Genomic DNA, 12,273 nt, shown 5'->3' with positions numbered 1-12,273 from the left:
CAGTATGAAACACAAAGCCCTCCTGGCTGCCCCCGTGCTACTGTTCAGTGCTCTTGCACACAGCAGCCCGCTAATCTACCAGCCGGTCAATCCGAACTTCGGCGGCAACCCGCTCAACGGCTCATATCTGATGTCGAACGCACAAGCGCAAAACAGCTATAAAGACCCTGCATTTGAAGACGCAATTGCTGGACCATCATCACTGGATAACCTGACTGAAATGCTGCAATCTAACCTGATCAGTGATTTGCTCAGCAATCCTACGCCCGGACAATCTATTTCCACCAATGATTATTCCGTCAAAGTGCAAGGTGGCGCTAGCTCAGGACAACTCTTTGTGGTGATCACGGATAAGAAAACCGGGCAAACATCCACCATTGAAGTCAATGGACGGCTCTCTAACTGATAAGAAAGGTAAGCACTATGCGAGCAATGATACTGATCATTGCCGTTTTACTTGGGGGTTGTTCAATTACAGAAGTACCTAAGGAAGCGGCCAAACCGACATTACTACCACGTGCCAGCACCTACAAAGACTTGGTAGCACTACCCAAACCGAACGGAAAAATTATCGTTTCAGTTTATAGCGTACAGGATGAAACCGGTCAGTTTAAACCTCTACCGGCCAGTAACTTCTCAACCGCTGTACCGCAAAGCGGCAACGCCATGCTGACATCGGCGTTAAAAGACTCCGGCTGGTTCGTGCCACTGGAGCGGGAAGGTTTACAGAACCTGCTGAACGAGCGAAAAATTATCCGTGCCGCCCAGGAAAACGGCACTGTGGCAGCCAATAACCAAAACCCGCTACCTTCGTTACTCTCAGCCAATGTGCTGATTGAAGGAGCCATTATCGGTTACGACTCAGATATCAAAACCGGGGGTGCCGGCGCCCGTTACTTCGGGATCGGTGCTGACGGCAAGTATCGAGTCGATCAGGTCGCCGTCAACTTACGCGCCGTTGACGTCCGAACTGGGGAAGTCTTGCTGTCCGTCAATACCAGCAAGACTATCCTCTCTAGCGAGTTCTCCGCGGGCGTATTTCGATTTATCGAATACCAACGCCTACTGGAGCTGGAGGCCGGCTTTACCACAAACGAGCCCGTCATGATGTGTATGATGTCGGCACTTGAAGCCGGTGTTGCTCATCTGATTGTGGAAGGTATTAGGCAAAACCTGTGGTCTTTACAAAATCCGTCTGACATAAATAACGCTATAATTCAACGTTATATGAAAGAGGATGTACCTCTGGCTATTTAACTCTTGCCGGGGTATTAAACCCTTATCAATAAAAAAGAGAGCAATATTGCTCTCTTTTTTTTATCTTTTATTTATCACACCATTAAGATGCATTAAAAAATCATCATACCCCACAACAAGTTAGCCAACACCCCACCAAAAGAATTAATACTTTCATCCATCAGACTCGAAAAAAATAAGAAATTAGTTTTATTTTGGTAATCAAATATCAAACCAATACTTACTCCTGTCTTGAGAACATTACCAACGACATGAGTAAATATAATGCAGCGAAAAATCGGTTGTCTGGCCATATCTATTTTGCTGGCATTAAGTTACCAAACTTATGCGGCTGTGGATATGGCTCCAGATGAAATAACGTTAAACCAAGCATATGTAAAACAAATTGGCAACTGGAATAATACCGAAATAGCACAGGACGGTACACTTAACAAAGCCACGGTAAAACAACACGGCAATGTTAACGATTATTATCTGACTCAGCATGGCACCAACAATACAGCATTTGCTGAACAAATCGGAAATAATAACTCGGCTTCTGTTGCGCAGTATGGTTCAGGTAACGAAGCATACGTTAGCCAATATGGTTCTTCTAACGATGCAGCCATTAACCAATACGGATATAACAATTACGCATCGATTACTCAATATGGTTCGGGTAATCAGGCCAATATCAATCAATATGGCACGAGCCTTAGCGCTGCAGTCGTGCAACACGGTGCAGGGTTACCAATTACTCTAACCCAACGTAATTGAGTAGCTCAATTTCATATACAATCATGAAAGGCGAAACAAGGATATTCCCCATGAAAATGTTGAATCTGTCTATCATCACTGCTGCAATTATCGGTGCCGTATCTGTTAACGCTGCCAACCAAACTTCCACTATTTACCAATCTGGTAATGGAAACACAGCAGACACTCTGCAAAGCAGTTCACAGAATGTAACCATTGATGTTAAACAACTGGGAACTAAAAACAGTTCTAACTCAACCCAAGTCGGTGCACTGAATAGTGATACGACCATTTATCAAAGTGGATCATTTAACTCTGCGCTTACAGATCAGAGTGGTAGTTTTAATGATATCAATATTGAGCAACGCGGAAAACGTAATGATGCTCACGTTAGTCAGAGTGGTCGGGGTAACGAAACCGATATCGATCAGCGTGGCCGAAAAAATGATGCCACTGTTGCTCAAAGTGGTAAATACAATGAAATTGATGTAAAGCAATCTGGTCGTAAAAACGATGCTGATGTTAAACAACGCGGTCATATGAATGACGTCTACGTCAAACAAAATGGCAATGGCAACGAAGCTGAAGTTAACCAACGTGGCCGTTCAAACGACACCACCGTTAAACAATCTGGAAACAATAACTTTGCTGATGTATCGCAAAGAGGACGGAAAAATGACACTGATGTCATTCAAAAAGGACATCACAATGATGCAGATGTAACACAAAGTGGTTGGAAAAATGATATCGATGTCGCTCAAACTGGTAACTATAACGACGCCAAAGTAAAACAGAGTGGCTGGAAAAATGATATCGATGTCGATCAAATTGGTCGTAGCAACGATGCTAACATCACGCAGTCTGGTGGTCGCAACGACTCTGATACCTACCAAAACGGTCATCACAACGACGTAACCGTGACTCAGAGCGCTTACAACGACTTGGCCAGTGTCACTCAGTATGGTGGTCACAACTCTGCGACCGTAAACCAAAACTGATACACGCTGACTCTGCCGCGAGTAATCGCCGCTCAGTGAGATACGAACAAAACGGGGCTCTGCTCCGTTTTGTTGTTTTCAGGTGGGGATAACCGCCGCTGTGAGCAACCTGCGAATTTTTGACCTATCTTTTATCCAATAACGTAGAGAGCTGATGGCCGCTAACTCATGCTCACTGAAAACCCTAGGTACTGATTTTTCACCTTTTCCATCGCATCTTTTCCACCACATCACATTGATGACAGGGAGATCCTATGCTTGCCTTATTACTCGCCGGCGCCGTGCAAAGTCAAATCTGGTTTACCCGCCAGCAGAACGACCAAACGACAGATATCGTTACCCACGCACGCAGCGCACAAACCTGTGAATGCAGCTACAGCGTGAGCGTCAACAAAACCGGCCCATCGGGCACCAGCAGAACCACCCAGCAGCAGGATGTAACGTTAACTGCCGGACAAGATCAGGCGCTATCCACCCTGCGCTTTACCCTTTCGTCACAAGATAAGGTACATATCTCGGTTAAGCTTTATCAGGGCGACACTCTACTTTCCGAGGCGCAAACACAGATCCCAGACACGGCCAGTAAGCAACATTAAGACAAAAACCGGCTCACGATTGACCTTGAGACAATGCATCCTAGTTAAGTAGTAGCTATGTATTGGTTATGCATGGGTTGTTAGTTGGTTACGTATAATTTTGAATCAGGGTCACAGTGAGCTGGTCATAATCCTGAATCGGCTCACATTATTTATATGATTTATCGGCGATTTTCAGCGTATTCAGTCTCAATCGGTCAGTTGCTGAAACCAATAACTTGCGCGTCCGCACATTTATGGTCTTCGGCAATTTACTTTCTGTTACATCGCCCTAGGATCGGCGGTGCCTTTCCTACAAACACACAATGAATATGACTACTGAAATCAATCAGGACAGCAAGCGTCCTTTGTACATCCCTTATGCCGGTCCAGCACTGTTGGAAACGCCTCTGCTCAACAAGGGCAGCGCTTTCACGGAAGATGAGCGTCAGTTTTTCAACTTGGAAGGTTTGCTGCCGGAAGCTATCGAAACGATCGAAGAACAAGCCAATCGCGCCTACGAACAATTCACCAGTTTCCATAGCGACATCAACCGCCACATCTTCCTGCGTAATATTCAGGACACCAACGAAACCCTGTTCTACCGTCTGGTCAATGATCACCTCGAAGAGATGATGCCGGTTATCTACACCCCGACTGTAGGTCAGGCGTGTGAGCAATTCTCTAATATCTATCGCCGTAACCGTGGTCTGTTCATCTCCTACCCGAACCGCGATCGTATTGATGACATGCTGCAAAACGCCACCAAGCAGAACGTAAAAGTGATCGTGGTGACAGACGGTGAGCGTATTTTAGGTCTCGGTGACCAAGGTATCGGTGGTATGGGGATCCCAATCGGTAAGCTGTCTCTGTACACCTCTTGTGGTGGCATCAGCCCAGCGTACACCCTGCCAGTCGTGCTGGATGTAGGTACCAATAACCCACAGCGCTTGAACGACCCAATGTACATGGGCTGGCGTCACCCGCGCATCACCGGTGAAGAGTACGATGCGTTTGTGGACGAATTCATCCAAGCCGTGAAGCGCCGCTGGCCAAACGTCCTGCTGCAGTTCGAAGACTTCGCGCAGAAAAACGCCATGCCCCTGCTGAACCGCTATCGCGATGAGCTGTGCTGCTTTAACGATGATATCCAAGGTACTGCCGCGGTCACATTGGGCTGCCTGATTGCCGCCAGCCGCGCTGCCGGTAGCCAGCTGCGTGATCAACGCGTTGCCTTCTTGGGCGCAGGCTCTGCCGGTTGCGGTATTGCCGAGCAAATCGTTGCCCAGATGAAAGCGGAAGGTCTGAGTGATGAAGAAGCCCGTGCACAAGTGTTCATGGTTGACCGTTTTGGTCTGCTGACGGATCAGATGCCAAACCTGCTGGATTTCCAAAGCAAGCTGGTACAAAAGCATGACAAACTGCAAAACTGGGATCTGTCTTCTGACATGATCTCCTTGATGGACGTTGTGCGTAACGGCAAGCCAACCATCCTGATCGGGGTATCTGGCCAGCCGGGTCTGTTTACCGAAGAGATCATCCGTGAGATGCACGCGCACTGCCCGCGTCCAATCGTGATGCCGCTGTCTAACCCAACATCACGTGTGGAAGCGCGTCCTGAAGATGTGATCCGTTGGACCGATGGTGCCGCGCTGGTTGCCAGTGGTAGCCCATTTGCCCCAGTCCTGCACAACGGTGAAACTTACCCGATTGCCCAGTGCAACAACTCCTATATCTTCCCTGGTATCGGTTTGGGTGTCTTGGCTTCTGGCGCGCGTCGCGTGACTGATGCCATGCTGATGACAGCAAGCCGTGCATTGGCTGACTGCTCGCCACTGGCCAGCCAAGGTGAAGGTTCTCTGCTGCCATGTCTGTCTGAGATCCAACGCGTCAGCAAGTACATCGCGCTGCAAGTGGCGAAGACCGCGCAGTTCGAAGGTGTTGCCGTACAAACCTCTGACGAGGCGCTGGAGCAAAACATCGAGCAAAACTTCTGGCAAGCGGTTTACCGTCAGTATAAACGTACCTCATTCTGATTCGTGGTATAGTAAGACGATATAAGGGAGCATTAGCTCCCTTTTTTATTATTTTTTAACGAAATAAGTTTATGGTAGGCATTGTCGTTTTCCGGTGACTGGTTTAATTTCGGGGTTTTACTCTCAGACAAACCATGCATATCGCCGCATACTGCTTACACCAGCATATCTGCAGCCATTGTCCAATCAGGTTTGAGATGGTTGCTGATAACAAGGCTCTCATGGCCACTGACCTTCGGGCCAGTTTTAAGAGCCCAGAATTAATAATTGTCATGTACAACACAGTGGTAACAGGGTTTATATGCCCAAACAACGTGAAGTTGCAGGTAGGCTGCAAGTGAGTGAATCCCCATGAGCATAGGCAAACTATGTGATTGGGGTGAACGAACGTAGCCAACACCGCTGCGGCTTCAAGTAGGAAGGGTATAACGGCGACACTTCGCACTCTGATTGCACACAGGAACACGCAAAGGTTGAACAATAGTCATGTGGCGTAAAAGCTTAAGATATGTCGTATTTCTCACGCTCTGTGCCGCGTTTGCTCTTGTGTTGCTCGATCGGGGGATCAGCTGGTGGTTCGCTGATTCTATCTATGAAAACCCGCAAGATTTACCGGAAACACCGATCGGTTTAGTGCTCGGTACCTCCAAATACGTCAGTACCGGCGTTCTGAATAACTTCTATACTCACCGCATTGAAGGCGCTGCCGCGCTGTACCACCTCGGTAAAGTCAAACGCCTGTTGGTCAGTGGCGATAATGCACTAATCAGCTACAACGAACCGCGCAATATGCGTCGCGATTTAATTAAAGCTGGCGTACCGCCACAAGCGATCGTGCTGGATTTCGCCGGTTTTCGCACTCTTGACTCCGTAGTGCGAGCCAAGAAAGTTTTCGATGCTGAAAAGTTCATCATCATCACCCAGCGCTTTCATTGTGAGCGTGCCCTGCTGATTGCCCACCACTACGATATCAATGCGGTGTGCTACGCGGTACCAATGCCGGATGACTACATTAAAACGCGCGTGCGGGAAGTATTTGCACGTCTGGCGGCGGTGTCGGATCTCTATCTGCTACGCAGCCAACCGCGCTTCCTAGGCCCGAAAGAGCCGATCCCAGAAGGGGATGTGGTCATTCCGCCACCGAAAGAAACTGCGCCTGCGACAGAAACCGCTCCCACTACAGAAACAACACCACCCGCCGCACTACCGTCGGATAACAGCCACAACATCGGTAACAATATCGATCACAGTGCTGACAGCAAGCCAAGCACCGAGCCCGTGCCGGTTGCCTTGCCTGTCCCTGCGCAATCACAGTCGCAAGCTGTGGCACCTAGCGTCTCATCCAGTGTAAAACCCGTTACGCCAACACCTGAGCAGGGAAAAGAGGCACAGACTAAACCAAAAGTAGAAGCCCAATCAGAAACAAATAAAGACAATCCAACAGGGAAAGAAAAGCACCAATAACTGTATCGGATACACATTCTGCGCGATACAAGTTGATCACTCTGATTGATAATTCTGACGGATAAAAAAGCGCCCCTTCATCCTATATCTTTCGAGATATCAGAGAGAAGAGGCGCTTTTTTTGACTGGCAATAGCCGACTTGCTCAAGCGAAACGGACTAATGTCAAAACTGACTTATCACCAAGCTGACTTATATGACAGAACAACTGCTAGCCGTGTGGTTACATCAACTGTTATGACTACAACATTATGATTATGCACCAACAGCGGCCTTACCATGATTCATGCTGACGGTGATGATGGGTACTCCAATACACCAATTTGCGCCACACCCACTCCAGTGGCCCTTGGCGGAAATGACGTAGCCACAGCACTGAAAACGCAATATTCACCAGCCAAATCACCGGAACCAACATCAACAGGTGCACACGGTTCAATTGATTGAACCAGCCAAAACCGTAGAAAATCATGTAGCACAGCAGCGTCTGCAGTATGTAGTTACTGAGCGCCATGCGTCCGACTGACACCATCGCACGCGCAAAGCGCGTATGTTGAATGGAAGGGAAAATCGCATACCACAGCGCCAAATAGCCCATCGCCTGAATCGGCGCAGCAATTTCACGTGGGATTTGACCGAAATACGCGCTCCAATGGAAGCTCCACCCACCGCTGATATTCAGCCATACCCCCGGTAATTGGATCAAAATGCCGAGCGGGATCAAAATCAGCGCTTTGCGTCGATACTGGTGAGGCAGACGACTACCCTGCAGCCATCCGCTGCGCACCAAGCCAGCACCGGCGACCATCATGCCCGCGAGCTGCCAGCCGTATTGCAAAATCACCACCAGCAGCATAGAAATCATCTGATGGAAACGATACTTCATGGCCACCACGCCACCGGCCAGTTTGGTACTGATCTCAGTATCGAGTGTTTGCCAATCCGGTTGCCAGAAAGACGATGGCGCGGCATTAATACTCAACCAGCCCAGTATCAGCAGAAGTAGCAAACCTAAGCAGTACAGCACCAAACCAAAACGCAGCATACTGCGTGGGCTTTGTGCATCGCGGATCATCCGCCAGCACATCAAACCAACCAGACCATACGGGAGTAAAATATCGCCATCCCACAAAAATATCGCATGCAGTGCGCCAAAAATCAGCAACCAAGACAGCCGCGATTTCATCTCTTCATTGCCTTTGCCTCGGCGCAATTGCAGCTGTAAGCCAGCACCAAATAACAATGCGAAAATGGTCAGGAATTTCTGCTCCGCAAGGACATTCTGCAGGCCCCAGGCCCAAATATCAGAAACCGAAGGCAGGCCGGCAAATGCGGGGTTCAAGTAAGCGGCCTGAGGTAAGCCAAAGCTGATCACATTGAGGATCAATATTCCCAGTACCGCCACGCCACGGGCACCATCCAGCACAGCCAAACGTTCTTGCATGCAACCTCTCATAGTTATTGTTGTCGTTTTTCTCTAGAAAGCCCGAACGGCTTTAACAGCTATCCCAAATTTATCCTTACGCTGTCTACACATCGCACAAATATGCGGTGTATCAGCGGCTTGCCATCTCGCAAGCCCGAATGATCATGCAGTCATCACGCACAATAGCGTTGGACACACAGAGCGGGATTACGTTCCCGTCATCTTGGTCACCATGAGAATGGGGGGATAGCCAACGAAAATGACTGACATTCTGTATGATCTATCATACAGAAAAAGAAGACCGAACTGCAGCTAGACTGCCCGCTCAGTAAACCGCTTTTAACGGTGAGTACAGATCAAAAAAGGCGCACATTTGCGCCTTTTTACGTATTTAGCTTACGTATTTGAGCAACTCAGGCCATTATACACGTAAATGGCCTGAAATTGCAGTTAATCATCTTATGCGCTTACTGCAACGGGGATTAGCGACGCGCTGAACTCAAAAATTCCTGACGACGACTGGCTTCAGTTTTGAATACGCCACCTAACCCCATCGTCAGCGTTGAGCTGCTGGAATCGCGGATCCCACGCGCTTTCACGCAGTAATGCACGGCATCTAAAGAAACCGCCACATCATCCGTTTCGAGCAACGTTTGCAGCGCAACCAAAATTTGCTGCGTCAAACGCTCTTGCACCTGCGGACGCTGGGCAAAAAACAGCACAATACGGTTGAGCTTAGATAGACCAATCACCTTGTCTTTCGGGATATAAGCCACGTGCGCCACACCATCGATGGTCACAAAATGGTGTTCACAGGTGCTGGTCAGGTGGATATCACGCACCGTGACCATTTCATCCACGTGCATTTTGTTTTCAATGGTGGTGATCTTCGGAAAGTTGGCGTAATCCAAACCGGAGAAGATCTCGTCCATGTACATTTTGGCGATGCGACGCGGAGTCTCACACAGGCTGTCATCACCGAGATCTAATTCCAACAGTCGCATAACTTCCGTCATATGATGCTGGATTTGCGCTTTACGGGTATTTTTATCCAAACCACTCTGCTGCATCGGTGTTTCCAAACCATGCATTTCCAGAGCCGCCCGAACCTTAATAGCCTCTTCAGTTAGCGATGACATAACGGTTCTCCACATTAACGGCTGCTTTCGTTCGTTTTAGGATGATATTTACGCAGCCAGAGTTTTTTTACCTATCCGTTTATAAAACGCTTCAGATAAGCATCTTTCTGAAGCATAAACATTACTGAGAAAAAATCTACCTTGCATTTAGTCAGGGTATTGCGGCAAATCCACCGATTATCTCTCAGCAGGCAAGACAGCTGTTCTTATTCGCATATGATAACAAATATCATCTGTACGCCCTACTCTGTTGTAGAGCATTAATACATTCTTACGAAATACACATTATCAAGCGTAGTCGTTGACGGTAACCGCTGCTAGCACACAGCTTTTTTACTGTGCGCTCCCGCAAGCTGCCTGCTGTGCTTTATAATAACGCATCATTTTTCCCGGCTGGCATCAGACCGGCCGGATACGACGCTGGAGTATCACATGGATTGCTGTTCTACCCCCGGTTTGCGTACCTTATCTCAGGCCCTGACACTGATGCTGGAGCGCGTTTCCTGCGTTTGCACACCCGAGCAGGTATCTTTGGAGCAAGCGTTGGATCGGATCACCGCACGTCCCGTCACCTCTCCGCTCAGCGTTCCGCCGTTTGATAACTCTGCGATGGATGGCTATGCCGTACGCATTGCTGAACTGGCACAACAGGCTGAATTCCCCGTAGCGGGCAAAGCGTTTGCTGGTGCACCGTTTACCGGAGAATGGCCTGCAGGCACGTGTGTCCGCATTATGACCGGCGCCGCCATTCCCGACGGCTGTGATGCAGTGATCATGCAAGAACAGACCGAAAGCACAGAACACGGTATTCGCTTCACCGCGCCGGTACGACTGAACCAGAATATTCGCCGTACTGGCGAAGATATTCGTTGTGGCGATGCCGTGGTCGCACAAGGTGAAAAACTGACATTGCCACATTTACCGGTACTGGCTTCCCTGGGTATTGCACAAGTCGAGGTGTGTCGCCGTCTGAAAGTGGCAATTTTCTCGACCGGCGATGAGCTGCGTGAACCGGGCCAACCGCTGGAAAATGGCCAGATTTACGATAGCAACCGTCTGACCATCCGTTTAATGCTGGAAAAACTCGGTTGCGAGATCCTCGATTTGGGAATTATCCCTGACGATCCGCAAGCACTGCGTAACGCATTTCACCAAGCCGATAACAATGCCGATTTGGTGATCACCTCCGGTGGCGTATCCGTTGGCGAAGCGGATTACACCAAAGAAATTTTGGATGAAACTGGGGATATCGGTTTTTGGAAGCTGGCCATTAAACCGGGCAAACCCTTTGCCTTTGGTCGTTTGCAGCACGCTTGGTTCTGTGGTTTACCGGGTAATCCGGTATCTGCGGCCGTCACCTTCTATCAACTGGTGCAGCCGTTGATTGCCGCCTTAAGTGGCCACACCGCTTACCAAGCGCCACAGCGTTTTCAGGTTCGCTGCGACAGCAACCTGAAAAAAACGCCGGGCCGACTGGATTTCCAACGCGGAATTTTGCGCAGCCAAGTGGATCCACACACCGGCCAAACAGAGTTGAGCGTCACCAGCACCGGTCATCAAGGCTCGCATGTGTTTAGCTCATTTACCGGCGGTAACTGCTTTATCGTGCTGGAGCAAGAGCGTGGTGCGGTCACGGCCGGTGAATGGGTTACTGTCGAGCCGTTTAACGCCCTGTTGGGAGGCTGAACTTGATGACGCATACCGATGCTAACTCAACGCCACACTTTCCTAGCGTTACGCTCAGCCATGAAGAAGAGCTGCGCTACAATCGGCAAATAGTGCTGCGCGAATGTGATTTTGCTGGGCAAGAAGCGCTGAAAGGCGCGTCAGTGCTGATTGTCGGTCTCGGTGGTTTGGGCTGTGCGGCAGCCCAGTATCTGGCGGCTGCGGGCATCGGTCACCTGACGCTGCTAGACTTTGATCATGTGTCTCTGTCTAACCTACAGCGGCAAATTCTGCATACTGACGCGCGGATCGGCCAAGCCAAAGTCACATCTGCCGCGCAGAGCCTGCAGAGCATCAATCCGTACGTGCAGCTGACACCCATTTGTGCACAATTAGAGGATGATGACTTATCTGCACTGATTGCCCAGCAGCAGATTGTGTTGGACTGCACCGATAACGCGCCAACACGCAATCAACTCAATCGTCTGTGCGCGCAGCATCGTGTGCCGCTGGTATCTGGCGCGGCGATTCGGATGGAAGGACAAGTCAGCGTATTCACCTACGCGCCGGGTACGCCTTGCTATCGCTGTCTGAGCCGTCTGTTTGGTGAACATGCCGGTAGCTGCATGGAAAATGGGATCTTATCGCCCGTGGTGGGACTGATTGGCAGCCTACAAGCGACCGAATGCATCAAACTACTCACGGGGATGGGAACGCCATTAACCGGTCGTCTACTGCTGGTGGATGCGCGGATGATGCAGTTTCGAGAGATGAAGCTGAATCAGAATCCGCAGTGTGATGTCTGTGGTGGCAATGCGCCGCGTTAATCGCTCTATCAATACAGCCAATACAGCGATGATTAATACTGCGCCTACCTAAACTAATTAGCGCTCTTGGGGCTATCTTCTATCCCTTATCTCCTAGAGCGCTTATATTCCCTTGAGTGCCCTTATCCCCTAGAGCGTTTAGTGCGCTAATT

Annotated in this window: 11 protein-coding genes; 9 read left to right on the top strand and 2 right to left on the bottom strand. The window is 49.3% G+C overall.

Features of this window, described 5'->3' with window-relative positions:
- The first annotated feature begins 4 nt into the window (after positions 1-4).
- The 7 genes from L975_RS07255 (at position 5) to L975_RS18725 (ending at position 7,065) form a co-directional block, all read left to right on the top strand.
- Entirely contained in the window at positions 5-406 is a 402-nt protein-coding gene (locus L975_RS07255; RefSeq protein WP_047707933.1) for a curli assembly protein CsgF, read from the top strand.
- 17 nt (positions 407-423) lie between these two features.
- Positions 424-1,257, top strand: a complete 834-nt coding sequence (locus tag L975_RS07250) for a CsgG/HfaB family protein (protein ID WP_039045301.1) — start codon at positions 424-426, stop codon at positions 1,255-1,257.
- 264 nt (positions 1,258-1,521) lie between these two features.
- The gene (gene csgB / locus L975_RS17230; protein WP_052181332.1) at positions 1,522-2,013 is read left to right on the top strand and encodes a hypothetical protein; all 492 of its coding nucleotides are present in this window, start codon (positions 1,522-1,524) and stop codon (positions 2,011-2,013) included.
- A 50-nt stretch (positions 2,014-2,063) separates the two neighbouring features.
- A complete protein-coding gene (locus L975_RS07240) occupies positions 2,064-2,990 on the top strand; it encodes a hypothetical protein (protein ID WP_052181331.1) in 927 nt (308 codons plus the stop codon).
- A gap of 254 nt (positions 2,991-3,244) precedes the next feature.
- Positions 3,245-3,586, top strand: a complete 342-nt coding sequence (gene csgC, locus L975_RS07235; RefSeq protein WP_047707930.1) for a curli assembly chaperone CsgC — start codon at positions 3,245-3,247, stop codon at positions 3,584-3,586.
- A 311-nt stretch (positions 3,587-3,897) separates the two neighbouring features.
- Complete coding sequence (locus L975_RS07230; protein ID WP_010861744.1) at positions 3,898-5,601, top strand: NAD-dependent malic enzyme; 1,704 nt, start codon at positions 3,898-3,900, stop codon at positions 5,599-5,601.
- Positions 5,602-6,087: 486 nt separating this feature from the next.
- Positions 6,088-7,065, top strand: a complete 978-nt coding sequence (locus L975_RS18725; RefSeq protein ID WP_052181330.1) for an ElyC/SanA/YdcF family protein — start codon at positions 6,088-6,090, stop codon at positions 7,063-7,065.
- 273 nt (positions 7,066-7,338) lie between these two features.
- Here L975_RS18725 and yeiB read toward each other — a convergent pair whose 3' ends face one another.
- Together yeiB and folE are read right to left on the bottom strand one after the other, a co-directional pair.
- The gene (gene yeiB, locus L975_RS07220) at positions 7,339-8,508 is read right to left on the bottom strand and encodes a DUF418 domain-containing protein YeiB (protein WP_010861746.1); all 1,170 of its coding nucleotides are present in this window, start codon (positions 8,506-8,508) and stop codon (positions 7,339-7,341) included.
- 464 nt (positions 8,509-8,972) lie between these two features.
- The gene (folE, locus tag L975_RS07215; RefSeq protein WP_010861747.1) at positions 8,973-9,629 is read right to left on the bottom strand and encodes a GTP cyclohydrolase I FolE; all 657 of its coding nucleotides are present in this window, start codon (positions 9,627-9,629) and stop codon (positions 8,973-8,975) included.
- Between the two features lie 432 nt (positions 9,630-10,061).
- Here folE and moeA point away from each other — a divergent pair, with 432 nt between their 5' ends.
- Complete coding sequence (moeA, locus tag L975_RS07210) at positions 10,062-11,315, top strand: molybdopterin molybdotransferase MoeA (RefSeq protein ID WP_047707928.1); 1,254 nt, start codon at positions 10,062-10,064, stop codon at positions 11,313-11,315.
- A gap of 5 nt (positions 11,316-11,320) precedes the next feature.
- Positions 11,321-12,121, top strand: coding sequence for a molybdopterin-synthase adenylyltransferase MoeB (gene moeB / locus L975_RS07205; RefSeq protein ID WP_052181329.1), 801 nt, complete (start codon positions 11,321-11,323; stop codon positions 12,119-12,121).
- The last annotated feature ends 152 nt before the right edge of the window (positions 12,122-12,273 follow it).

It is taken from the genome of Plesiomonas sp. ZOR0011 (assembly GCF_000800945.1).
GTDB classification, from domain to species: Bacteria; Pseudomonadota; Gammaproteobacteria; order Enterobacterales; family CAMTGL01; genus Plesiomonas; species Plesiomonas shigelloides.
This window is presented reverse-complemented; position numbering and strand designations above follow the sequence as displayed.